The organism is Kitasatospora kazusensis, assembly GCF_039529945.1.
Lineage (GTDB): Bacteria > Actinomycetota > Actinomycetes > Streptomycetales > Streptomycetaceae > Kitasatospora > Kitasatospora kazusensis.
Genome location: NZ_BAAANT010000013.1, coordinates 20,178 through 42,843, shown reverse-complemented (window position 1 = coordinate 42,843; position 22,666 = coordinate 20,178). Strand labels below are relative to the sequence as shown.

Here is a 22,666-nt window from a genome sequence, read left to right as displayed (position 1 = left end):
GCACCACGGAACCACCATCACCGAACGGCCCCGACGGCCCGGCGCAGCCCAGCGCCGGGCCGTCCGCAGGTCTGCGCCTCATTCGACGGGCCGGGACGGGCGCCGCCGCCTACCGGCCGGTCAGGACCTCCCGCTGGTCCGCCTCCGGGAGCCAGTCGCGGCCCGGGCGGTACTCCAGCCAGCGGCGCCGCCGGCCGGCCTCGGAGAACGCCTGGAGCAGCGCGGGCACGCCCGGGTCGGGCCGGTCCCGGTGCCAGACCAGCGACCAGGCGTAGAGCGGGGTGGGCTGGACGAGCGGCACCACCGCGAGGCCCGAACCGGGGGTCAGCGGCAGCTCCGAGGGCAGCAGGGTGAACCCGTCCGCGGTGGCCCGCACCCGCTCCAGGAGGTGGTCGAGCCCCAGGTTGAGCTCGCCGGGCAGGACGGGCACGTCGAACTGCCCGGCGAAGCGGCCGAGGAAGTCCAGCCGCCCGGCCGTGGCGGGGAGCACCAGCCGCAGCCCGCTCAGCTGGTCCGGGCGGAGCTGCCCGGCGGCCGCCAGCGGATGGCCGGCGGCGATCACGGCGTCCACCGGCTCCAGCCGGACCAGCCGGTGGGCGAGCGCCGGGTCGTACCCGTCGCCCACGGCGTGGAAGCGGCCGAATCCGGCGCCGATCTCGCCGCGTACGAGTGCTGCCCCGACCCCGGGCAGGTCGCGGCCCGGCCCGACCTCCACCTGTGTCCCGGCTCCGGTGCCCAGGCGGTCCAGGGCGTCCAGCGCCTCCCGTACCGTCCGCAGCGGCTCGTAGAGGTGCCCCCACACGTCGAGGCGCAGCGGCCGGTCGTCCCGGCCGACCGCCGCGACGGCGGCGGCCCCCGCGGCCAGTGCGGCGCGGGCCGGTTCGAGGAGGCGCTGCCCGGCGGCGGTGAGCCCGACCCGGGTCCGGCCCCGGTCCAGGAGTCGGGCGCCGAGCGTCTCCTCCAGCCGCGAGATCCGTTTGGACAGCCCCTGTTGGGTGATCGAGAGCGTCTCGGCGGCCCGCCGGAAGTGCAGTTGCTCGGCGACCGCGACGAAGGCGCGCAGCTGTGCCAGATCAAGGTCCACGAGGGCCATCCTCGCCGACAACCCGCAGTTGTCACAGCCCCTTTCCGGTTGTTGGACCGCCCTGCCGGACGAGCGGTTTGCTGGTCTTCGAGAGCAGGAACGAGCGAACGAGCAAGCGGGGGAGCAACGATGAAGGCGTTCACGGCCACCGGCCGGCCGGACCGGATGGTGGAGATCGGCGAGGTGCCCGAGCCCGAGCCGCGCCCGGACGAAGTCCTGGTCAAGGTCGACGCCTACTCGGTCAACCGGGGCGAGACCTTCCTGCTGGAGCGGCCGCCCGCCGCCTGGCGGCCGGGCAAGGACGTCGCGGGCCTGGTCGTCCAGGCCGCCGCCGACGGCACCGGACCCGCCGTCGGGCAGCGCGTGGTGGCCCATCCGCCCGCGTCCGGCTGGGCCGAGTACGTGGCGGTGCCGGCCGGCTCGGTGGCCCGGCTGCCCGAGCAGGTGACGACCGTCCAGGCCGCGGCGCTGCCGCTGGCCGGGCTGACGGCGCTGCGGCTGCTGCGGGCGGCGGGCGGCGTCACCGGCAGGCGGGTGCTGCTCACCGGCGCCTCCGGCGGCGTCGGGCACTACTTCGTCGAACTGGCCGCCGCCGCAGGGGCGCTGGTCACCGCGGTCAGCCGTTCGGCGGAGCGCGGCGCCCGGCTGGCCGAGCTCGGGGCCACCGTGGTCCAACGGATCGAGGACGCACCGGGGCCGTTCGACCTGGTCCTGGAGTCGACCGGCGGCGCCGGCCTGCCGCTCGCCCTCGGCCGGCTGGTCCCGCGCGGCGAGCTCATCTGGTTCGGCCAGGCGAGCCGCGAGCCCGTGACCCTGGACTTCTTCGACCTGCTGAACGGCCCGGTGTCCGCGACGGTCAGGCACTTCAGCTACGCCGATGCCGGGCAGCCCTACGCCGACGACCTGCGGACGCTGGTCCGCCTCGTCGCGGCGGGCCGTCTGCACCCGGAGATCGGCCTGGTCGAGGACTGGAGCCGCACCGCCGCCGTCCTCACCGACCTGCGCGCCCGCCGCATCCGCGGCAACGCCGTCCTCACCCTGTCCTGAACACCCCTCACCCCCAAGGAGACCGCGTCATGAACGCCACCGACCCCCGTACCGACCCCCGCACCGTCGTCATCGACTACGTCAACGCCGTCGCCGAGGGCGACCTGGCGGCGGTCGTGGCCGCCTTCACCGAGGACGCCACCTGGACCTACCCGGGCGACCTGCCGCTGACCGGGGTGTGGCGCGGCCGGGACGCCATCGTCAACGACTTCCTCGGCTCGGCCGGTGCCCTCTTCGCGCCCGGCTGCACCCCCGAGATCGTCCTCACCCACACGATCGCCGACGGCGACCAGGTGATGGCGGAGTGGACCTCGAAGGGCACCACCGTCCACGGGCACCGCTACGACAACCGGTGCGTGGGGATCTTCACCGTCCGCGACGGCCGGATCGCCTCGGTCCGTGAGTACACCGACACCCAGCACGTCGAGCGCACCCTGTTCGCCGAGGAGGGCCCGGATGGCGCATGACATGCTGAAGCACACTCACTGCTGTTGCAAACTATGCGCAATAGTGTGACTCGGCATCATCACCACCTTTGAAAGGGGCAGTGTCCCGATGGGCACCTACTCGCTTCCCGACCTCCCGTACGACTACTCGGCGCTGGAGCGCGCGATGAGCGCCGAGATCCTGGAGCTGCACCACTCCAAGCACCACGCCGCCTACGTCAAGGGCGCCAACGACACCCTGGAGCAGCTGGCCGAGGCGCGCGCCAAGGAGCAGTTCGGCAGCCTGGTCGGGCTGCAGAAGACGCACGCCTTCCACCTGTCCGGCCATGTGCTGCACTCGCTCTTCTGGGAGAACCTCTCCCCGGACGGCGGCGACCGCCCCGACGGCGTGCTCGGCACCGCGATCGAGGAGCACTTCGGCAGCTTCGAGGCGTTCCGCGGGCAGCTGACCGCCGCCACCGCCGGCGTCCAGGGCTCGGGCTGGGGCCTGCTGGCCTGGGAGCCGCTCAGCCGGAGCCTGATCGTCGAGCAGGTCTACGACCACCACGGCAACGTCGGCCAGGGCACCACGCCGCTGCTGGCGTTCGACGCCTGGGAGCACGCGTACTACCTCCAGTACCGGAACGTCCGCCCGGACTACGTCGAGAAGCTCTGGGACGTCGTCAACTGGAACGACGTAGCCGCCCGCTTCACCGCCGCCTCCGGCGCCTGACGCCACGCCGGTGAGGCGCGGCCACCGCGCCTCACCGGCCGTCCCGCCACAGCCGCCGTCCCACCACGGCCGCCGCGCCGCGTTCAGCAGCACCGAGTTCAGCGGCGGCGCTTGACTACCGGAAGCTCGCGAACCCGGGCGAGCTGGTGGTCGTAGAGTTCGCGCGAGCGGCGCAGGAAGTCGGCCAGCAGGCGGAGTTGCTCCGCGCTGTAGTCGCGCGTCAGCTCCTCCCCCTCGGCGACGAACGGCCCGTACAGCTCCCAGGCCTTCTGCCGGACGGCGTCGGTGGCCCGCACCGCGACCTTGCGGCGGTCCGAGGGGTCGGGCGAGCGGGTGAGATAGCCCAGCTTCTCCAGCCGGTCCAGCATCGCGGTGACGCTCCCCGTGGTCAGGCCGAGCGCCAGGCCGAGCGCGCTCGGGGCGGCCGCCTCCTCCCGGACGAGGATCTCCAGGCAGCGCAGGTCGGTGCGGTTCACTCCCAGCACCCCGGCGGCAGCCTCGTCGAAGGCGTCCACGGCCGCCTGGAGGGTCTGCATCTCGACCGAGAGGGCCGCGCGGAGGTCGTCCATATTTTCCCTTGACAGTCGAGTCTCTTGATACTCAAGATATAAGTACCTTGAAAGCCAAGATACCCGGGCCCCAAGAGATCCGTGAGCCTCCCGGCGGCCCGAAGCCGCGCAGGCCCGGACCCGGGGACCCGCCGCAGGCCCGTCACGGGCCCGACCATCGGGGAACCCCATGCATGTGATCATCATCGGCGGCGGGACCGGCGGCATGTGCCTGGCGCACGGCCTGAAGCAGTCCGGCGTGTCGGTAGCCGTGTACGAGCGCTACGGCAGTCGCAGCGACGGCCTCTACGGCTACCGGGTCGGCATCGACCCGACCGGCAACCGCGCACTCAAGGAGTGCCTGCCGCCCGAGCTGTTCCGCATCTTCGTCGCCACCTGCGCCCGCTCCCCGCGCTACTTCAACGTACTCACCGAGAGGATGCGCCGGACGGCGTCGATCCCGCTCCGCCCGGACACCGACGACGTCAACAGCGAGCGTTCCGTCTCGCGGGCCACCCTGCGCCAGGTGCTCTTCACCGGGATGGACGACGTCGTGCACTTCGGCAGGGTCTTCACCCGGTACGAACGGAACGAGGACGGCACGGTCACCGCTTTCTTCGCGGACGGGAGCAGCGCCACCGGCGACGTCCTGGTCTCCGCCGAAGGCACCCGCTCCGCCGTCCGCCGGCAGTACCTGCCGCACGCCACGGTGAAGGACGCGGGCATCACCGCGATCGCCACCAGGACACCGCTCACCCCCGAGACCCGCGCCCTGGTCCCCGAGGAGGCGCTCAACGGCCTCTCGATGATCTTCGGGACCAAGGGGGTGATCGGCATGCTGCACGTGATGGAGTTCCCCTGGGACGCCGAGGGCCGGCCCAAGGACCCGGCCGACCCGGCGGGGCTCGGCCGCTGGGCCGGACTGCGGCACGACACCAGCCGCGACTACCTCAACCTCTCGGTCTGGAGCGCCGACAACCGGTTCCCGCCCGCGGCGACCGAGTTGCGCGGCAGTGAACTGATCGACCTGGCACTGAAGTTGACCGCCAACTGGCACCCGGACCTGCGCCGGCTGTTCGAACTGTCGGACCCTGCGGCGGCGTTCCCGGTCCGGATCGCCACCTCCGAACCGATCGCCCCCTGGCCCACCAGCAACATCACCCTGCTCGGCGACGCCATCCACACCATGACGCCGGGTCAGGGCGTGGGCGCCAACACCGCCCTGCGCGACGCCGCCCTGCTCTGCCGCCGGCTCGTGGCGGCCGACCGCGGCGAACAGGACCTGCTCGCCGCGATCGGCGCCTACGAGGCCGAGATGATCCCGTACGGCTTCGCCCGGGTCGCCGAGTCCCTCGACAACAACGGCACCCGCGGCGACGACCCGCTGTACCGGCCCTACCTCGGGCGCGTCGCGCTCTTCGCGGCCCGGACCTACTTCAGCCTGACCGGCAGAGTCCCGGCACTGCGGCGCAAGTTCCTGGACGACCTGTACGCCTACCGGGGCGCGGATGCGGTGTGAGCCGGGCCGGCATCCCCCGCCCGAATGCGCCGAGGATTTCGAAGGAACCCGGATATCCTCGGAAATCCGAATCACCGCCCGGGCGGGCACCATCCGATATCACCAATATGCCAGCTCTTGAACTTTCATGACGTCGCCTCAGCTCAATCGGGAACCTGTCGGCCTCCCGTTCCGACGTCGTGGCGGGCCGGGACCGTAGCCGGGCGGGAACGGTTCGGGAACGGCCCGCGGCAGGCTGCGAGGACACCCTGACCGAACAGGAGAGTCCGATGCCCCTGCCCGAGCGCCCCGGCCGCCGCCCACTGGTCTCCACCGACCATCCGGTCGAGCAGATCACCCAGTGCACCCCGGCACACCTGCGGGAACAGCTGGCACAGATGCTGGGCGCCCTACCCGGGGTGCAGCTGCGGCCGTCCTTCGTCTGCGTGCCGGGCACCCTGGGCGCCCACCTGTCGCCGGCCCTGGCCCACGCCCCGGCCGGGGCCTTCCTCTCCGCGACCGAGTTCGGCCACCTCCACCCGCCGTACGACGGCAGTCTGCACCTGGCACTGCCGCAGGCGCTGGCGTCGGAGGTGATCCGCAACGGCTGGGGCGTACCGGCGGCGCCCTCCGGGTCGGTGCTCGTCTACGGGCCTCGGGACGAACAGGAGGCGGCGGTCGCCCGGGGGCTCCTGCTCGCCTCGTACCGCTACGCCTGTGCCTGGGAACCACCGGTCGACGACGCCGGGGAGCCGGGTCCAATCATGTCGGCAACGTAAATTGTCTCCCCGATTCTCACCCGTTCCCTCCATAATCACCCAGGGGGGGATCGCGATGGGAACATTTCAGGAACCGCCGTCGCGAGCATCTGTGGTGTCAGAGAGCAGGGCACCGCAAACAACGGGGTGGGAACGAACATGAAGAGCAAGCTGATCGGCCTGGTTTCGGCGGGCATCCTGGCGGCACTCGCGCTGGGCCTGGCGGGTACGACACACGGAGCGGGCGGCGACGGCGCACAGCGCGGCGACACCGGAACGGTGACGCTGGCGGTCGACAACCCGATCCCGGGCGTCATCCGGGCCTGAACCTACTGGCACCCCAAACCGGCGGGGTGCCGGATCTCCTCCGGGATGCCCATGCCGTCGAACAGCTGGTCCGCCCGTTCCTGGTGGACGCGGGCCCGCTCGGGGTCACCGAGCGCCTTGGCGGCGGCGGCCAGCCCGTCCAGGGCGTAGGCCGCCTCGATCCGGGAACCGATCTGCTCGGCGAGCCGGAGGGCGTGCCCGTGCCGCTCCTGGGCCAGGATGTACTCGGCTCGGGTCTGCTGGATGCGGCCGAGGATGTTCTCGGCCGCTGCCTTCCAGGCCGTGAACCCGCTGGCCCAGATCAGGTCCAGCGCGCGCAGTCCGAAGTCGTACGCCGCTGTGAGACGTCCCAGCCGGTGGTGGGTCTCCGCCAGCCAGGCCAGCACCAGCCCGGTGTTGGCCGACCCTCCCAGCCGCTGTTGCAGGTCGAGGGCTTCACCGAGAGCCGCCAGTGCCGCGTCGGACTCGCCCAGTCCGAGGTGGGCCCTGGCCAGGTTGATGAGGGCCAGGGCCCCGTTGTCCGGCTCACCCATCTGCCGGTGGAGTTCCAGGGCCCCCCGGGCCGCCTCCGCCGCCTCCGGGTAACGGCCGAGCAGCGCCGTCACCGAACTGATGCTGACAAGCGTGGCTGCCTCTTCGCGCGAGTGAGCCGATTCCCGGTGGAGCGGCAGGGCCTGCTGGAGCAGGCTCAACCCCTCGGTGTACTCGCCGAGGCTGTTGTGGAACACACCGAGCCGGCTCAGGCAGCCGGCCTCCCCCTGCCGGTCGCCGATCTCGACCGCTACTTCACGCGCCTCGTTCAGGCAGGCGATGCCTTCCTGCATCCGCCCCAGCGGCCAGAACGCCACCGCGAGGTTCATCAGGCTGATCCGGAGCAGCGGTCGGTCCCCTGCCTGCCGGGCGGCCGCCACCGCGATCTGTCCGACCTCGTGCCCCTCGTCCGGGCAGCCCTGGAGCCGGAGGTAGTTGCCGAGGCCGCGCGGCAGGTAGGCGGCGTGCCAGTGCAGTCCGGCCTGGGCCGCCAGGCGGACGGCGGCCAGCAGGTTGCGGTGCTCGCGCTGGAACCAGGCGAGGGCGGCACCGGCGTCCGCGAGCGGGGGCAGCTGGACGGACGAGACGGGGAGGTCGATGCCGTGGCTCGGCCGCCCGGGGAACAGCAGCTCGCACGCGGCCTCCACGGCCAGCACGTAGTAGTCCAGCAGCCCGCGGACGGCGCTCGCGTCCGGCGCCTCGGTGTCGGGGCCGCGCAGTCCGTGCGCGAAGCTGCGGACCAGGTCGTGGAACGAGTAGCGCCCCACCTCCTGCTGCTCCAGCAGGTGGGCGTCCAGGAGCAGCTCCAGCAGGTCATCCGCCTCGACGGCCCGTACCCCGAGCAGCGCCGCCGCCGTGTGGACGTCCAGGTCCCCGCCCGGGTGCAGCCCGAGCAGCCGGAAGGAGGCCCGGGGCTCCGGTTCCATCGCCCGGTACGACAGCCGGAGGCTCGCGGCGACGCTCCGCTCCCCGGCGCTCAGCTCGGTGAGGGTGCGGGTCTGGTCGGTGAGCCGGTCGACCAGGTGCCGGACCGTCCAGAGCGGGCGGTTGCGCAGCCGTGCGGTGCTGATCCGCAGCGCCAGCGGCAGTCCGCCGCAGAGCCGCACCAGTTCGTCGGCGGCGGCGGGGTCGGCGGCGACCCGTCCGCCGCCCAGCGTCCGGTCCACCAGTGCCACGCTGTCGGCGGCCGACATCACGCCCAGCGACATCGACTCGACGCCGTCCAGGTCCACCAGCCGGACCCGGCTGGTGATCAGCACCAGGCAGTCGGCGGAGGCCGGGAGCAGCGAGCGCACCTGCTCCGCGTCCGAGGCGTTGTCCAGCAGGATCAGCAGGCGGCGGCCGGCCGTGACCACCCGCCACAGGGCGGTCCGGCTGAGCAGGTCGTCCGGGATCTGGTCGCCGGGCAGGCCGAGGATGCGCAGCAGGACGTCCAGCGCCTCGCCCGGCGTCAGCGGCGACTGCTGCGGGGTGAAGCCGTGCAGGTCGATGTAGAGCCGGCCGTCGGGGTACCGCCCGGACAGCCGGTGCGCGGCGTGGACCGTCAGCGCCGTCTTCCCGCTGCCGCCCATGCCGTCGATCGCGATGATCCGGGTGCCCTGGTCCGCCGCTCTCCCGGCCAGCGCGAGGAGGCGCCGCAGCTCGTCGTCGCGGCCGGTGAAGTCCGCCAGGTCGTACGGGATGGAGCTCGGAGCGGGGCCGAGCCGCCGGACCTCGCCGGGGCGCGGGTCCTCACCGGCGGGCTTCGGCGGGGCGGCGAGTCCGGGGCTGCCCTGGAGGATGGCCTGGTGCAGCGCGGTCAGCTCGGCGCCCGGGTCGATGCCCAGTTCCTCGGCCAGCAGTTCGCGGACCCGGCCGTACTCCTCCAGTGCCTCGGCCTGGCGGCCCGCACGGTAGAGGGCCAGGATCAGCTGGCCGCGCAGGGTCTCGCGGAGCGGGTGCTCCTGGGTCACCTGGCGGAGGTCGCCGACCAGCTCGGCCGCTTCGCCGAGGTCCAGCCGCAGCGCGAACAGCTGCTCGGTCGCGGTCAGCCGGCGTTCCTCCAGGGCGGTGGCGGCCGCCTGGATCACCGGGGTGCCGTGGCCGTCGAGGGCCGGGCCGCGCCAGAGGTCCAGCGCCGCGCGGAGCTGGTCGACGGCGTTGGCGGGCAGTCCGGCGGCCACCGCCTCGCGGGCGCGGTCCAGCCGGATGCCGAACAGGCTCAGGTCGAGCTGGTCCGCCTCGACGGCCGTCCGGTAGCCGGGGCCGTCGGTGAGGATCAGCTCGGCGCCGGACGGGAGGCGTCGCCGGAGGTCCGCGACGATCTTCCGGACCTGGTGCGCGGCGGTGCCCGGCGGTTCGTCCTCCCAGGCGGCCTCCACCAGCCGGGCGACCGGGACGACGCGCCCGGCCTCCAGGAGGAGGGTCGCCAGCACCCGCTCCTGCAAGGGCCCGCCGAGCCGCAGCCGGTCGTCCCCCACCCAGCATTCGAGCGAGCCGAGGACCTTGAAGCCGACCAGGCACTGCTGGGGGTCCGCCCACATGTGTCGATCACTCCGTCGTCCAAATACGCAGGTCCGAGGCCTGGCGGCCGATCATAACCGAGCGGAGCCGGTGAGGAACGGAACAGGACCGGAGGGGTAACGGCCCGGCGGATGCTCGGGCTGCTGCCGCTCAGGACCGTCCCGGCCACAGGAGACCAGAAGTGCTGAACCTCACCAACCTGGATGAGTCCACCATCACGGTGTACCGCGCGCGGGTCGGCCACCCGACGGCCACCGCCGCGCAGATCTCCGCGCTGCTCGGGATCGGGCCGGCCGAGCTGGCCGAGGCCGACCGCGCGCTCGCGTCGCTGCGGCTGCTGCGCCCGGCCCCGAACGAGGGCTGGGTGGCGGTGAGCCCCGAGACCGCCTCCGACCTGCTGCTGGCCGAGGCCGAGCAGGCGCTGCTGGAGCAGCGCGCCGCGGTGGCGGAGGCCAGGGCCAACCTGACCGCGCTCACCTGCGAGTACCTCGACGCCCGCAGCCTGCGGCCGAGCTCCGGCGGCGTGGAGACCGTGGAGGGCGAGCAGGCCGTGCGGGCCGCCCTCGACGAGCTGAGCCGCTCGTGCCGGTCGACGGTGGACGCGATGGTCCCGGTCGGCGGCCGGAGCGACCGGGCCCTGCTGCCCGACATCCCGCTCGGCCTGGCCCTGCTGGAGCGCGGTGTGACGATCCGGACGCTCTTCCAGCGGTCGGGCTCGGGCCACCAGGCCACCGCCAGCTACGCGCGGGCGATCTCCACCGCGGGGGCCCAGGTCAAGAGCCTCACCCTGCTGCCCGCCTGCCTGCTGGTGTACGACGGCACGACCGCCGTCCTGCCGCTGGAGCCCGGCCCGGCCGGGGCCGGGGCCGTGGTGATCCGCGACCCGGCGGTGCTCCAGGTGCTGATGCGGCTGTTCGAGCAGCACTGGGAGCAGGCGGGGGACTTCGGCGTCACCGAGCAGGAGCCGGCGGCGGGGCCGACCGACCTGGAGCGGGCGGTCCTGCGGCTGATGGCGGCCGGGAAGAAGGACGAGGTGATCGCCCGCCAGCTCGGCATCTCGGCCCGGTCCATCAGCCGGATCGTCGCCACCCTGATGGAGCGGTTGCAGGCTGCCAGCCGGTTCCAGGCGGGCGTACGGGCGGCCGCACTCGGGTGGCTGGTCTGAGCGGCCCGACGGCGGCCCGAAGACGGACCCGGACGGCGGACGCAGACGGCGGACCGGCTCATCGAGCCGGTCCGCCGTCTTTGCGTCGTCTGCGTCTACCTGCGGGTCCTGCGGCCCGCCAGCATGCGCGCCCGCCGCCCGGCCACGCTGAGGATCGTCCTCATGCCGACTCCTTCGACGGCCAGCGCAGCATCGCGGGTACGAACACCAGCGCCACCACCAGGTTGACCAGACCGCCGACCAGCCACGGTGCCCGCAGCCCGTACGACGCGGCGACGAAGCCGCCGGCCAGGGCTCCGAGCGGGATCGCACCGAAGCAGATCATCCGGGTGCCGGTGCCCACCCGTCCCCGCAGCTCGTCGGGGACCAGCCGCTGGCTGACCGACTGCGCCATCACGTTCCACAGCGACAGGCCCGCCGACCAGACGCAGAAGAGCGCCGCCACGACCACCGTCTGCCGGCCGAACAGCCCGACGGCCAGCAGGCTCGCCGAGCCGACCGTCGAGACGGTGATCGCCACGGCCCGGGCGCCGAACCGCTCCACGACCCGGCCGCTGGCCAGTGCGCCGACCACGCCGCCGATCGCCATCATCGCGAGCAGCACCCCGTAGCCGCTCTTGCCCACGTGCAGCACCTGGTCGGCGAACAGCACCAGCACCGACTGCGCCATGGTGACGCAGAAGTTGCTGGCGGCGGCGAGCGCCACGATGACGCGCAGCACCGGGTGCCGGGCCAGCAGCCGCAGCCCCTCGGTGGCCTCCGCCAGCATGCCCCGCACCCCCTGCGCCGCCCGGGGGCCGCGCTCGGGGCGGAACCGGTCCGCGCCGCCGCGGATCCGGGAGATCAGCAGCAGCGAACCGAGATAGGCCAGCGCGTCCACCCAGAACGGCAGCGGAAGCAGGAAGGCGAACAGCGCTGAGCCCAGCGGCGGGCCGATGAACTGCCGGCCGAGCGTCTCGGCCGTGACGCTCCGTCCGTTGGCCCGTTCCAGGGCGGCGGTGGGCACCACTGTGGGGATCACCGCCCGGCTCGCCCCGGTGAAGAGGATGTCGCCGGCGTTCAGCCCGAAGGCGAGCAGGTAGATCATCCAGATCCGGGTCAGGTGGAGCGAGGCGAGCAGCGCGATGGTGAGCAGGAGGACCGCCTGGACGGCCTGGGTGCCGAGCATCAGCCGCCGCCGGTCGAACCGGTCGACGATCACTCCGCCCGGCAGGGCGAGCAGCAGCCAGGGCAGCCCCTCCGCCAGGACGACGCCGGAGATCAGCCGGGGGTCCGTGGTCAGCTGACTGGCCAGCAGCGGCAGGGTGGCGAGCAGCACGCCCTCGCCGAGCGTCTGCATCGAGTAGGCGGACAGCAGGTAGCGGAAGTCCCGGCCGGGCCCGGGCCGGGCCGGCGGCGCAGGGGCGAGTTCGGTGGTCAGCGCCATGGTCAGCTCTCCTCGGTCGGGGACGGCGTGGCGGCGTCGGGGTACAGGTAGACGCCCGCCAGGCGCTTGAGCCCCGCGTCGAGCGTGAACGGCTCGCCGGACGGTACCAGCCGGCTGCCGCCGCCTGCGAAGCCGCTGGGCATCCAGTACAGCCCCAGGCAGGAGTCCCAGTCCTCGGTCCGTCCCGTCACCGGGTCGAGCACCGGCTCCCGCCTCGGGACGACCCGCTCCTGCACCACGGCCCCGACCTCGGCGGCCCGCTCCAGCGCCTGCTCCCAGCGGCGGTCGTCCACCAGCCAGCCGCAGGTGATGCCCTGACCGGCGAAACCCTCGTTCAGCTTGAGGATCAGGTGCTCCCGGCGCTCCCGGCACTCCGCGAGCATCGCCCGGTCGCCGACGGCCGAACCCGGCGTCAGCATCCGGGTCCAGGGCAGCACCCGGTCGACCATCCGCTGCTCGTCCGCCGAGAGGTGGGACCGCAGGCGGGGGTCGGAGAGGTAGGCCATCCAACGCTTGTTGGCGTGCAGGTCGGTCTCCAGCGGGCTCCAGAGCACCACGCGCCCGTCCTGGTGCGCGTCGCGCAGCTGCTCGGTCAGGGCCGACCCCTCCGGGTGGTCGACCACCTGGTCGAGGTCGAAGACGCGGTAGACCACGTCGACCGGTACGTCGCCGAACCGGACCCGGCCGCCGTCGACGCGCAGGTCCCCGATCTCGCCGAGGTGGCACTCCAGACCGTGGCCCTGGAGGATCCGCTGCAACGGGCGCCAGGCGTGGCCGTAGGCGGCGAGCCCGCCCGGCCCCTCGATCAGGGCGACGACCGGATCGGGTCCGGCCGAGACCGCGGCGCCGGCCTCGCGCAGCGACCGGGCGAGCACCGCCGTGGTGTCGACGTAGTGCAGGCCCCGGGCGTCCGCGAAGGAACGGAAGCCGTCGGTCTCCAGCATCGCGCCCGCCACCGCGCCGACCCACTCCTGGCCGCCGGTCTGGCTGGAGGCGTTGAACTCCAGGATCTTCAGCGACTCGCCGTCGTGGTAGGCGTCGATCCGCCCGAACCGCGCCGGCTTCGGCTGCTGGAACCCGCCGACCAGCCGGGCCTTGGCCGCGCTGAGCCCGAGCGCCTGGCAGACGCGGTCCACATCGCCGTCGAAGAGCCGCCCCGGCAGGTCGGTGAGCAGGTCGACCACGCCGAGCAGGTCGGCCTCGAACCGGCGCATCTCGCCCTCGCCGAAGAACATCGGCCGGTTCAGGTACCGGTACCCGAGGGCCGCCAGCTCCGGGAACCGCCCGGAGTCGAGGTCGATGTCCCGTAGCGGGCTTCCCGGCCGGGCCAGTTCCTGGTTGAACAGCCGGGTCATGGGGTCGGTCATGGGGGTTTCCGTTCTGCACTCGGCCCGCATCAGGCCCGCGCGCGGGTCAAGGGCGGCAGGAGTCACTGGAGTTCAGGAGGCGGCGGGTCACTGGAGGCGGCGGTCGATGACGGTCTTGATCTTGCCGCTGACGGCGTTCCGGGCGAGCCCGCCCTCCGCGCGGCACTCCACCCGGAGCTCGAAGACGTCGAGCGAGGCGTCGAAGGAGTGACGGTCGCTCAGCACCTCGAACCGGTCGGCCAGATGCGCGCGCACCGCACTTGGGTCCAAGGGCTCGGGCGACTCCGTACGGACGGTCACGGTCTCCTTGGCGCCCTGCGAGTCGATCTCGACCTGGAGCTGGGAGACCTTGAACTGCGCGAGCTCGGCCATGATCTGGCCGTACAGCACGGTCCGCCCCTTGACCTTGATCTGGCCGTCCGAGCGGCCGAGGTACTCCAGCACCCGTCCGGTCACACCGCAGCCGCACGCGTGCCGCAGGATCCGGCCCACATCGCCGATCCGGTAGCGGATCAGCGGGCCCTCGAACTTCTGCATGCTGGTGACCAGCAGCTCGCCCGGTGTCCCCTCCGGCACCGGGCGGCCCTGCTCGTCGACCACCTCGATCAGGTTGTAGTCCTCGCAGAGGTGGTGCAGCGTGCCGCCCAGTTCGCCGCACTGGTAGCCGAGTTGGGCGCCGTCGTTGGCCGCCAGGATGCTGGAGACCACCTTGGTGCCGAGCTGCTCGCGCAGCCACAGCTTGTCGGACTCCTGCATCGGCGTACCGCCGTAGACGACCTTCTCGATCCGGAGTCCGGGGTTGCGGGCCTTGGCCTCGCGCAGCACCGGCAGCAGCAGGGCCGGCTGGCCGAGCACGACGTTGGCGGAGAAGCTGCCGGCCAGCATCAGCACGTCGTCCGGCGTGATGATCTGGCCGGTGCTGTACGCCTCCACCGGCATCCGGGAGAGCTCCATGCTGCTGGTGATCAGCCCGCCGTAGAGGCCGCCGCCGAACAGCGAGTTGATGACCCGGTCGCCCGGCCGTACGCCCAGTGCGTAGAACAGCGGGACGGCCTCGCGCATCATGTTGTTCCAGTCCGTGCGCGAGTAGACGATGTAGCGCGGCGGGCCGGTGGTGGCCCCGCTGCGCAGCACCTCGCCGCTCGGCCGGGCGCCGCTGCACAGCCCGCGGCCGGCCGGCAGCGAGTGCTGCTCCAGCGCCGACTTGTCCAGGACCGGGAGCAGTTCGAGGTCGGCGAGCTTGGCGACCCGGGGAAGCTCGCGGTAGTACGGCGAGCGGCGGGCCTGCTCGACCAGGTAGCGCAGCTTCGCGGCGAGCCGGGTCCCGTCCTGCGCGGAGTCGGCGCTGCGGGCGGCCGCGAGCGAGGTGCCCATCAGGTACTCGCGCCGGTACAGGCCGGTGACCCAGCCCGACCGGCAGTCCTGCCGCAGCACGCGGGCGGCGAGCCGGGAGGCGTCGCCACCGTGCCCGGTGCCGGTCCGGATCCGCAGCGCCGGCACGCCGTCCCGCTCGACGGAGGTGCAGAGCACCTCGTCGGCCAGTTCCGCGGGCACCAGCAGGTCCGGGACCACGACCGGACGTCCCCCGGGCACCTCGGTGCCCTCGGCCACCACCCGGCCGGGCGGCAGCGGGAAGCCGATCCCGTGCAGACCGGCGACCAGCGCGCGCCAGAAGGGCCGCCGGGCGGTACGGACGACCACCTCGTTGCCGGTCGCCCAGCCGAGCAGCAGGCCGCGCAGGGTGTTGCCGCTGCGGAGGTCGTCGACCACGACGGTCCCGACGGGTGCGGCTTCGACCACGTCGTCGGTGTCGACCAGCACCTGCCAGGGGTACTGGCCGAGCCCGTCGAACAGCTCGTCCAGTCCCTCGGCGAACTCCGCCGCGTCCCACAGGCCGGCCGGTGCGGCGGAGCCGGCCAGCCGGGCGAGCTCGGAGTCCGGGCGTTCGGCGAGCTCCCGTTCGACGTGCCCGACCACCAGCAGCAGGTCGGTCGGGTAGTACCGGGTGGCGCTCATGCGGCGGCTCCCGCGAGGACCGCCTCGGTGACAGTGACGGCCTGCGCGCACGCGGCCACGAACTCGGCGAGCACCACCGGGTCCTCGTGGGAGGCCTCGACGAACAGCGGCACCTCCCACTCCTGGTAGGTGACCGAACCGGTGGCCGGAGCGGCGTCCCCGGCGGGGTCCAGCAGGTGCAGCCGGTCGACGCAGGGGTGGTCGCGCAGCTCGTCCGGGATGGCGACCGTCACGCGGGCGCCCGGCGTCAGCTGGTGCCCCGGGAAGATCAGGAACCCGTGGTAGCGCCCGCTGGGGGCCTGCGGCTCGGGCCGTTCGAAGCCCAGCCGGATGGCGATCTCGTGCGAGGGCAGGTGCACACCCGTGTGCCGCAGGTGCGAGTCCACGATGCCGCCGCCGCCGAGCCGGTTGGCGACCTCCAGGAAGACCAGCTCCTGCTCGGCGGTCTCGAAGAACTCCAGGTGCAGGCAGCCCTCCTCGATGCCGAGCGCCTCGACCGCCTGTGCCACGAAGCGGTGGTAGCGCTCCTCGTACGGCAGCTGGCTGGAGCCGATCGGCTGACCACCGGCGAAGTCCACCGGCTTCCCGACGTACCGGCTGACCACCAGGTCGGAGACCACACCGTCGGTCACCAGCGCGTCGGCGTGGAAGAGGTCGCCCTCGATGTACTCCTCCAGCTGGTACTCGGCGGGCTCCGCCAGCGTGCGGTAGAAGTCCACCGCCTCGCGGGCCGTCCCGTGGATGCTGACGCCTTCGCTGGAGGCGCCCTGGCGGGGCTTGACCACGGTCTTCCCCGCCCAGGGCAGCTCGCCGCCGGCCGGCGGGGCGGCCACGAAGCGCGGGTGGCGCACCTCGGCGTCCTGGAGGGCCCGCTTCATCGCGACCTTGTCGCGGACCTGCTCCAGCCGGGCCAGCGACGGCCCCGGGATCCCCAGGTGCTCCCGGATCCGGTGCGCGCCCAGGATGCCGGACTCGGAGAGCGCCAGCACCTTCTCGAAACCGTCCTCGGGCGAGGTCCGGGCGATGACCTGCTCGGTCAGGTCCTGCGTCGGGTCGATCAGGAGCCGCTCGCAGCGCAGCCCCTCGGGCAGCTGCTTGTCACCGATCGGACCGCAGACGTAGGTGACGTCGTGCTTCTCGTGGTCGATCCCCAGGTGGTACCGGATCTTCCGGTACGGCACCTGATTCATGATCAGAATCTTCATCGCTGATACTCCAAAGCCGTGATTCCCCAGCTGAAGCCCATGGCGCTGGTGGCCAACAGGATCAGTTCGCCACCGCGCAGCCGCTGCTCGTCGCGCAGGCCGCCGAGGGCGATCAATGTGTCGGCGCCGCCCATGTGGCCGAGCCGGTGGTAGTTGAAGACGCTCTTCTCGGCCGGGAGGCCGAGCTCCGCCAGGAGTCGCCGGTGCATGTCCTGGTCGCCCTGGTTGATCAGCAGGTGGTCGACGTCCGTGAGCTTCGCGCCGACGGCGTCCAGGGTGTCGCCGATCAGTGCGGTGAAGTTCTCCACGTACGCGGCCGCGAGGCCCTTGCGGTGCGCCGCCCGGCGGATCGCCACCCGGCCGGGGTGGTCCGGGCCGGGGCGGTGCTCGCCGAGGTAGTAGTCCGACCAGCTCGGGTCGGTGCGCATCGCCGTGTGCAGGAGCCGGAAGGGGGTCTGCCCCCGCGCGACCAGCATCGCGGCCGCCGCGTCGCCGAAGTTGAACAGCGCCTTGGACTCCGGGTCGGTGTAGTCCACCATCCGGCTGAGCCGGTCGCCGACCAGCACCAGTGCGTAGCCCTCGCCGCCCAGGTCGAGCCGGTCGGTGGCCACCTTCAGCGCGGCCATGCCCGCGTTGCAGAAGTTCGCCACCTCGAAGCAGTGCGCCCGGCCGATGCCCAGCTCGTGCGCCACCTTGGCGGCCGGCGACCAGAACGGGTGGTCCCACGCGCCCGAACCGGCGTAGATGACGTACCGGATCTCCTCCGGCGCCACCGCGGTACGGTCGAGCACCTCGCGGGCCGCCCGCACGGCCAGCTCCCAGGCCGTCTCGCCGTCGCCCAGCACCGGGAACCCCTCGGCGTGGGTGATGGCGAGGATGTCGGCCACCGGCACCCCGGAGGCGGCGTGCATCCGCTGCACGTCGGCCCGCCCCCGGGGAAAGCTCACGGCGAAGTCGAGGACGCCGCTCACTGCACCTTCTCTTCGACGGGGCGCACCTCGGCCTCGGCGGACTCGATGCTGACCCGGTGCACCGTCCGGCCCACGCCGGGCTCGACCTCGGTGGCGACGTGGTACGCCGTCACGGTCTTCCAGATCACCAGGTCGTTCGGGCTCCAGACGTGGGTGTAGACGTGCTCCTCGTCGTGGATCAGCCGGTCGAGCAGGGCGAAGAACTCCTCGTTCTCGTTGAGGTCGAAGCCCAGCACCGAGTCCATGTACTCGCGCGAGCCGTAGACGTACTCGCGGCCGGTGAACTCGTCCTTGCGGATCAGCGGGTGCTGCACCTTGGGGTGCTCGATGTCGATCAGCGCCTTGAACTCCGCCACGGACAGCCCGACATGCTCCGGCCGGATGCGCAGCCGCTTGGCCACCGTGTGGACACCGATGCGGTCGGCGAGCCGCGCCTTCCACTCCTCGGGCAGCCGGTCGTAGACGTCGGCGGCATTGGCGAACTTGGTGTGGCCGCTGGTGGAGGGCACGTTGAGACCGTGCAGCATGGTGTACGGAGCCGGCTCGGCCACGAAGGACGAGTCCTGGTGCCAGAAGTTGCCCACCCGGGCCACGCCGATCGGCTTGCCGTCCTTCAGCTCGTTCGAGGAGATCATGATCTCCTCGAACTCCGGGTGGCGGTACTTGCTGATCACGAACGGCACCGGCCGGCCGAGCCGGGCGGCCAGCTCGATCTGCTGCTGCGGGGTCAGTTCGATGCCCCGGACGATCACCAGCTCGTGCTGGTTGACGCCGTTCACCACCTCGTCCCACACCTCGGGGCGGGCCAGGTCGGCATAGTCGGCGCCGGTGATCTCGACGCCGATGAAGGGGGTGATCCGGGTGACCTTCATTGATTCCTCCGGTCGGGGTTCGGTGGGACTGTCCGTGGGGTTGCGGGAGCAGTCCGTCGGGGTTGCACAGCTGTCCGCGGCGGGTGTGGCGGCGAGGTCAGTTCTCGTCCAGGCACCGGCGCATGGCCTCGGCGAAGTTCGCGATCTGCTCGTCCGTCCGGAACGGAGCGGTGGTGACCCGGAACCGCTCGCCGCCGCGCGCCACCGAGGGGAAGTTGATCGGCTGGACGTAGATGTCGTACTCCTCGCGCAGCCGCTGGGAGACCCGGCGCACCCGCTCGCCGCCGGGCACCATCACCGGCACCAGGTGGCTGTCGGCATCGATGAAGTCGATGTTCCGGGCGCGCAGTTCGGCCTTCATCAGGGCCACCTTGCGGGAGAGCTCGGCGCGCTGCGCGGCTCCGTCCTGGACGATGTCCAGGCTCTTCAACGTGGCCTCCATCGCCGCCTGCGGCAGCGAGGTGGTGAAGATGAAGCCGGGTGCGTACGAGCGGACGTAGTCCAGCGCGGCGTCGGGGCCGGCCACGTATCCGCCGACGGTGCCGATCGCCTTGCCGAAGACGCCCTGGACGAAGGTCGCCCGGTGGTCGTCCAGTTCCTCGCACAGGCCGGCGCCGGTGGCACCGCGCACGCCGATGGAGTGGGTCTCGTCCAGGAAGGTCAGCGCACCGTACTTCTCGGCGAGGTCGAATATCGCGCCGGCCGGCGAGGTGTCGCCGTCCATCGAGTACACCGACTCGAAGACGATCAGCTTCGGGTGCTCGGCGGGGTAGAGCGCGAGCTTGGACTCCAGGTCCGCGAGGTCGTTGTGCGCGAAGACGTGCTTCTTGGCGCCGGACCGGACGATGCCCTCGATCAGCGAGCGGTGGTTGAGCGCGTCGGAGAACACCACCAGGTCGTCGATCGCGGCGATCAGCGTGCTCAGCGTCTCGAAGTTGGCGACGTAACCGCTGGAGAAGACCAGCGCCCGCTCCTTGCGGTGCCAGTCGGCCAGCCGGCGCTCCAACGCCACGTGGGCGGTGCTGGTCCCGGCGATGTTCCGGGATCCGCCGGTGCCGGTCCCGTGCCGCAGCGTCGCCTCGATCTGGGCCGAGATCACCTCCGGGTGCTGACTCAGCCCCAGGTAGTCGTTACTGCACCAGACCTGGATCGTCCGGTCCCCGTGGCGGGTGTGTCCGCGGTCGGCCGCCAGGTGGCCGACCGGGAAGAAGTCGCGGTAGAGCTCGCTGCGCTTGAGATCCGCGATCTTCCTTCCGAAGGAATCAAGTACGGCGTCCTGCCGCGTCTCAGTCATTGCAATGGACATGACACATCCCCGTTACCGTTCGTGCTCCGCGATGTTCCGGATGGCTTTTGCTTGTCACTTCTCGGGAGGACGGCGCGGAACGCGCCCATCGGCTCCCGTCCTGCGCCGGAGCCGGCCGGGGCACCACCCCGGCTTCCTGCCCGAGATCAATCCTGGCCCACGCTCCGCGCCGAACCAACGGATTCCACTGGCATGAGCTCGCCTGGCGCCCTCATGCCATCAACGCAGGCCGGCCGCCTCCCGGGCGGGCCGAACGGGCGCGCCCGGACGCGGGTCACGGGTTCGAGCGGTGCAGGGGTTACGGGCCGGTGGCCTGGCCACGGGCCTCGTCAGCCGCACCCCTGCGGGATGCCGCCGGGCAAGGGATACCCCGCACACCGCCGCCCTCGGCGCGGTGCCACTCCCCCTCGGCCGGCAGCGCGGCGTCAGGCCCAGCGGCCCGCGAGTGCCCGCACCTCGTCGGCGTAGAGCTCGGCGGGATCGAATCCCATACCGGTGAAGTGCCCGGCGAGTTCGAGCGAGAGCACACCGTGCAGGCGGGTCCAGAAGGCGAGGGCCCGGCGGAGCGCCGATGGCGGGGCCGGGTGCTCTCCGGCCCAGGCGCGGTAGTCGTCGAGGTGGCCGTCGAGCGGGCGCGATGCGGCGGGCGGCTCCTCGGCGGACGGGTGCCCGGCGGGCGGCTCCTCGGCGGCGCAGGCGTCGAGGAGGTGCGCCATGATCTCGCCGGCGGTGCGTGTGGTGTCCTCGGGGGCCTGGTATCCGGGCACGGGGGTGCCGTAGACGAGGAAGTACCGCTGGGGGTCGTCCAGCGCCCACCCGCGCAGGGCGTGCGCCAGGCCGTCGAGGTCGGTACCGGCCTCGGCGCGGGCGGCGAAGGTGTCGGCCAGGCTGCGGTAGGCGTCCTTGACGAGTTCGGTGATCAGCTCGTCGCGGTTGGCGAAGTACCGGTAGAGGGCCGGCCCGCTCATGCCCATCTGCTTGGCGATGGCGTTGAGGGACAGCGCGGAGGCCCCGGCGGTGGCGATCTGTGCCCAGGCGTGCTGCTTGACCTCCTCCTGGACCTGCGCCCGGTAGCGCTCTCTCGGCGTCCTCGTACCCGCTTCGCCCATGGCCCGTCTTCCTCTCTCCGATGAAGCTTTAGTTAGAAGCTATCACTGTCGCTCTTGACCATCACGACTTTGAAGAGTTATAACTTCTAACGAACACGAAAGCATCTACGAGAGAAGAGACGGTCATGAGCACCGAACGCCGCATCGAGGTCGTCCTGCCGGGCATCGTGGCGCCGGAGGGCCTGGAGATCCGCGAGAGCGCCGTTCCGGAGGCGGGCCGGGGGCAGATCCTGGTCGCCATGGAGGCGACCGGCGTCTCGTTCGCCGAGCAGCAGATGCGCCGCGGGCGGTACTACGACCAGCCGCCGTTCCCGTTCGTCCCCGGCTACGACCTGGTGGGCCGGGTGCTGGCCACCGGCGCGGACGTCGACCCGGCCCTGACCGGGCAGCGGGTGGCCGCGCTGGTGAAGGTCGGCGGGTGGGCCAGCCACGTGGTGCTCGACGCCGACGACGCGGTCAAGGTCCCGGAGGGCCTCACGGCGGCCGAGGCCGAGACCGCCGTGGTCAACGGCATCACGGCCTGGCAGATGCTGCACCGCAAGGCCCGGGTGCGCGCCGGACAGACCGTCCTGGTGCACGGCGCCAGTGGCGGCGTCGGCTCGGTCCTCGTCCAGCTCGCCGGCGCGGCGGGTGTGAAGGTGATCGGTACGGCCTCCGCCCGGCACCACGACGCCCTGCGGGAACTCGGCGTCCTCCCGGTCGACTACCGCGCCGGCGACGTGCCCGCCCAGGTCCGCGCACTGGCACCCGGCGGGGTGGACGCCGTCTTCGACCACGTCGGCGGCCGGAGCGTCGTCGACTCCTGGCACCTGCTCGCCCCCGGCGGCACCCTCATCTCCTACGGCAGCGCCTCCACCCGCGACGACAGCGGCTCCAAGCAGTGGCCCGTCCTGAAGATCCTCGCCCGCACCTGGCTCTGGAACACGCTGCCCAACGGACGCCGCGCCCACTTCTACAACATCTGGGCCGGCCGGCCGCTGAACAAGGCCGGCTTCCGGGCCCGGCTGCGCGCCGACCTCACCGAGGTCTTCTCCGCCGTCCTCCGCGGCGAGGTCACCGCCCGCATCGCCGCCCAACTGCCCCTCACCGAGGCCGCCGAGGCCCTGCGCCTGGCCGAGTCCGGCACCGTCTCCGGCAAGGTCGTCCTGACCTTCTGACCTGCGGCCGTACCCAGGACCCGCCTCTCGACCCGCCCCCACCACCCGAAGGAGCCCCACCGTGAAGTCCAGCCCGCGCCGCACCCTGACCGCACTGATCAGCGCCACGGCCGTCTGCGCCGTCCTCGGCGCCACCGCCGCCGCCGCGCAGCCCGCCGCGCAGCCGGCCGCCGTACAGTCCGCCGCGCAGCGCCTGCCGAAGGTCGTCACCGCGTGGGCCGCCGCCTGGAACGGCGCCGAACCCCAGGCGCTCGGCGCCCTGTTCACCACGGACAGCACCTACACCGACCAGGGCCTGGGCATCACCTTCCACGGCCGCCAGGAGATCGCCGGCTGGAAGGCCCGCACCGACAGCCTCATCGACGACGTCCACGTCACCGTGAAGGCCGCCCACCACGACGGTGACCACATCACCGTCGAGGCCGTCTACTCCGGCCACCTCAAGGGTGCGCCCAAGCCGTTCGCCGTGCCGATGGCCACCCTCCTCGACCTCGGCGAGCACCACCGGATCGCCTCCGACCAGGACTACTACAGCCTCAACTCCGTCCTCGCCCAGTCCGGCCTGCCCGCCGACTGGACCCCGCCCACCCACTGAGCCGCTGCTCCTGGCCACCCGTCG

At 72.5% G+C, this 22,666-nt stretch carries 20 protein-coding genes; 9 read left to right on the top strand and 11 right to left on the bottom strand.

Annotated elements, in window-relative coordinates:
* Nucleotides 1–109 precede the first annotated feature (109 nt).
* A complete protein-coding gene (locus tag ABD330_RS13870; protein ID WP_344464590.1) occupies nt 110–1,093 on the bottom strand; it encodes a LysR family transcriptional regulator in 984 nt (327 codons plus the stop codon).
* A 120-nt stretch (nt 1,094–1,213) separates the two neighbouring features.
* Between ABD330_RS13870 and ABD330_RS13865 the strand changes: the two genes are divergently transcribed.
* The 3 genes from ABD330_RS13865 (at nt 1,214) to ABD330_RS13855 (ending at nt 3,289) form a co-directional block, all read left to right on the top strand.
* Entirely contained in the window at nt 1,214–2,131 is a 918-nt protein-coding gene (locus ABD330_RS13865) for a zinc-binding dehydrogenase (RefSeq protein WP_344464588.1), read from the top strand.
* A 29-nt stretch (nt 2,132–2,160) separates the two neighbouring features.
* On the top strand, nt 2,161–2,598 hold the full coding sequence (locus ABD330_RS13860) for a nuclear transport factor 2 family protein (protein WP_344464586.1): 438 nt from the start codon (nt 2,161–2,163) through the stop codon (nt 2,596–2,598).
* Nucleotides 2,599–2,686: 88 nt separating this feature from the next.
* The gene (locus ABD330_RS13855; protein WP_344464584.1) at nt 2,687–3,289 is read left to right on the top strand and encodes a superoxide dismutase; all 603 of its coding nucleotides are present in this window, start codon (nt 2,687–2,689) and stop codon (nt 3,287–3,289) included.
* A gap of 98 nt (nt 3,290–3,387) precedes the next feature.
* Here ABD330_RS13855 and ABD330_RS13850 read toward each other — a convergent pair whose 3' ends face one another.
* On the bottom strand, nt 3,388–3,858 hold the full coding sequence (locus ABD330_RS13850) for a MarR family winged helix-turn-helix transcriptional regulator (RefSeq protein ID WP_344464582.1): 471 nt from the start codon (nt 3,856–3,858) through the stop codon (nt 3,388–3,390).
* 169 nt (nt 3,859–4,027) lie between these two features.
* Here ABD330_RS13850 and ABD330_RS13845 point away from each other — a divergent pair, with 169 nt between their 5' ends.
* The 3 genes from ABD330_RS13845 (at nt 4,028) to ABD330_RS13835 (ending at nt 6,420) form a co-directional block, all read left to right on the top strand.
* Complete coding sequence (locus ABD330_RS13845) at nt 4,028–5,356, top strand: FAD-dependent oxidoreductase (protein ID WP_344464580.1); 1,329 nt, start codon at nt 4,028–4,030, stop codon at nt 5,354–5,356.
* Nucleotides 5,357–5,625: 269 nt separating this feature from the next.
* A complete protein-coding gene (locus ABD330_RS13840) occupies nt 5,626–6,114 on the top strand; it encodes a luciferase domain-containing protein (protein ID WP_344464578.1) in 489 nt (162 codons plus the stop codon).
* A 138-nt stretch (nt 6,115–6,252) separates the two neighbouring features.
* The gene (locus ABD330_RS13835) at nt 6,253–6,420 is read left to right on the top strand and encodes a hypothetical protein (protein WP_344464576.1); all 168 of its coding nucleotides are present in this window, start codon (nt 6,253–6,255) and stop codon (nt 6,418–6,420) included.
* Between the two features lie 2 nt (nt 6,421–6,422).
* Here ABD330_RS13835 and ABD330_RS13830 read toward each other — a convergent pair whose 3' ends face one another.
* The gene (locus tag ABD330_RS13830; protein WP_344464574.1) at nt 6,423–9,473 is read right to left on the bottom strand and encodes an AfsR/SARP family transcriptional regulator; all 3,051 of its coding nucleotides are present in this window, start codon (nt 9,471–9,473) and stop codon (nt 6,423–6,425) included.
* A gap of 161 nt (nt 9,474–9,634) precedes the next feature.
* On the opposite strand from ABD330_RS13830, the gene ABD330_RS13825 reads away from it, so the two are divergent.
* Nucleotides 9,635–10,618, top strand: a complete 984-nt coding sequence (locus tag ABD330_RS13825; protein WP_344464572.1) for a LuxR C-terminal-related transcriptional regulator — start codon at nt 9,635–9,637, stop codon at nt 10,616–10,618.
* A gap of 160 nt (nt 10,619–10,778) precedes the next feature.
* Here ABD330_RS13825 and ABD330_RS13820 read toward each other — a convergent pair whose 3' ends face one another.
* From ABD330_RS13820 to ABD330_RS13785, 8 genes are all read right to left on the bottom strand, one after another.
* The gene (locus ABD330_RS13820; protein WP_344464570.1) at nt 10,779–12,044 is read right to left on the bottom strand and encodes an MFS transporter; all 1,266 of its coding nucleotides are present in this window, start codon (nt 12,042–12,044) and stop codon (nt 10,779–10,781) included.
* 2 nt (nt 12,045–12,046) lie between these two features.
* A complete protein-coding gene (locus ABD330_RS13815; RefSeq protein WP_344464568.1) occupies nt 12,047–13,411 on the bottom strand; it encodes a hypothetical protein in 1,365 nt (454 codons plus the stop codon).
* Nucleotides 13,412–13,498: 87 nt separating this feature from the next.
* Nucleotides 13,499–15,427 carry a phenylacetate--CoA ligase family protein gene (locus ABD330_RS13810; RefSeq protein ID WP_344464566.1) on the bottom strand — a complete coding sequence of 643 codons (1,929 nt, stop codon included), beginning with the start codon at nt 15,425–15,427 and terminating at the stop codon, nt 13,499–13,501.
* Nucleotides 15,424–16,632 (bottom strand): ATP-grasp domain-containing protein, encoded by a 1,209-nt coding sequence (locus ABD330_RS13805; RefSeq protein WP_344464564.1) that lies wholly within the window; start codon nt 16,630–16,632, stop codon nt 15,424–15,426. Before ABD330_RS13805 ends, ABD330_RS13810 begins: the two co-directional genes overlap by 4 nt.
* On the bottom strand, nt 16,629–17,603 hold the full coding sequence (locus ABD330_RS13800) for a 3-oxoacyl-ACP synthase III family protein (RefSeq protein WP_344464562.1): 975 nt from the start codon (nt 17,601–17,603) through the stop codon (nt 16,629–16,631). Before ABD330_RS13800 ends, ABD330_RS13805 begins: the two co-directional genes overlap by 4 nt.
* A complete protein-coding gene (locus ABD330_RS13795) occupies nt 17,600–18,475 on the bottom strand; it encodes a TauD/TfdA dioxygenase family protein (protein WP_344464560.1) in 876 nt (291 codons plus the stop codon). Before ABD330_RS13795 ends, ABD330_RS13800 begins: the two co-directional genes overlap by 4 nt.
* 97 nt (nt 18,476–18,572) lie before the next feature.
* Nucleotides 18,573–19,769 carry a 5-aminolevulinate synthase gene (hemA, locus tag ABD330_RS13790; protein ID WP_344464558.1) on the bottom strand — a complete coding sequence of 399 codons (1,197 nt, stop codon included), beginning with the start codon at nt 19,767–19,769 and terminating at the stop codon, nt 18,573–18,575.
* Nucleotides 19,770–20,206: 437 nt separating this feature from the next.
* Complete coding sequence (locus tag ABD330_RS13785; RefSeq protein WP_344464556.1) at nt 20,207–20,890, bottom strand: TetR/AcrR family transcriptional regulator; 684 nt, start codon at nt 20,888–20,890, stop codon at nt 20,207–20,209.
* A gap of 125 nt (nt 20,891–21,015) precedes the next feature.
* Between ABD330_RS13785 and ABD330_RS13780 the strand changes: the two genes are divergently transcribed.
* On the top strand, nt 21,016–22,047 hold the full coding sequence (locus ABD330_RS13780; RefSeq protein ID WP_344464554.1) for a medium chain dehydrogenase/reductase family protein: 1,032 nt from the start codon (nt 21,016–21,018) through the stop codon (nt 22,045–22,047).
* A gap of 61 nt (nt 22,048–22,108) precedes the next feature.
* Nucleotides 22,109–22,642 (top strand): nuclear transport factor 2 family protein, encoded by a 534-nt coding sequence (locus tag ABD330_RS13775; RefSeq protein ID WP_344464552.1) that lies wholly within the window; start codon nt 22,109–22,111, stop codon nt 22,640–22,642.
* Nucleotides 22,643–22,666 lie beyond the last annotated feature (24 nt).

Coding starts and splice junctions, on each gene's coding strand:
- hemA (WP_344464558.1), bottom strand. CDS start 19,769: ATGACTGAGACGCGGCAGGACGCCGTACTTGATTCCTTCGGAAGGAAG.
- ABD330_RS13855 (WP_344464584.1), top strand. CDS start 2,687: ATGGGCACCTACTCGCTTCCCGACCTCCCGTACGACTACTCGGCGCTG.
- ABD330_RS13860 (WP_344464586.1), top strand. CDS start 2,161: ATGAACGCCACCGACCCCCGTACCGACCCCCGCACCGTCGTCATCGAC.
- ABD330_RS13850 (WP_344464582.1), bottom strand. CDS start 3,858: ATGGACGACCTCCGCGCGGCCCTCTCGGTCGAGATGCAGACCCTCCAG.
- ABD330_RS13815 (WP_344464568.1), bottom strand. CDS start 13,411: ATGACCGACCCCATGACCCGGCTGTTCAACCAGGAACTGGCCCGGCCG.
- ABD330_RS13805 (WP_344464564.1), bottom strand. CDS start 16,632: ATGAAGATTCTGATCATGAATCAGGTGCCGTACCGGAAGATCCGGTAC.
- ABD330_RS13780 (WP_344464554.1), top strand. CDS start 21,016: ATGAGCACCGAACGCCGCATCGAGGTCGTCCTGCCGGGCATCGTGGCG.
- ABD330_RS13870 (WP_344464590.1), bottom strand. CDS start 1,093: ATGGCCCTCGTGGACCTTGATCTGGCACAGCTGCGCGCCTTCGTCGCG.
- ABD330_RS13830 (WP_344464574.1), bottom strand. CDS start 9,473: ATGTGGGCGGACCCCCAGCAGTGCCTGGTCGGCTTCAAGGTCCTCGGC.
- ABD330_RS13845 (WP_344464580.1), top strand. CDS start 4,028: ATGCATGTGATCATCATCGGCGGCGGGACCGGCGGCATGTGCCTGGCG.
- ABD330_RS13865 (WP_344464588.1), top strand. CDS start 1,214: ATGAAGGCGTTCACGGCCACCGGCCGGCCGGACCGGATGGTGGAGATC.
- ABD330_RS13810 (WP_344464566.1), bottom strand. CDS start 15,427: ATGAGCGCCACCCGGTACTACCCGACCGACCTGCTGCTGGTGGTCGGG.
- ABD330_RS13785 (WP_344464556.1), bottom strand. CDS start 20,890: ATGGGCGAAGCGGGTACGAGGACGCCGAGAGAGCGCTACCGGGCGCAG.
- ABD330_RS13820 (WP_344464570.1), bottom strand. CDS start 12,044: ATGGCGCTGACCACCGAACTCGCCCCTGCGCCGCCGGCCCGGCCCGGG.
- ABD330_RS13840 (WP_344464578.1), top strand. CDS start 5,626: ATGCCCCTGCCCGAGCGCCCCGGCCGCCGCCCACTGGTCTCCACCGAC.
- ABD330_RS13835 (WP_344464576.1), top strand. CDS start 6,253: ATGAAGAGCAAGCTGATCGGCCTGGTTTCGGCGGGCATCCTGGCGGCA.
- ABD330_RS13795 (WP_344464560.1), bottom strand. CDS start 18,475: ATGAAGGTCACCCGGATCACCCCCTTCATCGGCGTCGAGATCACCGGC.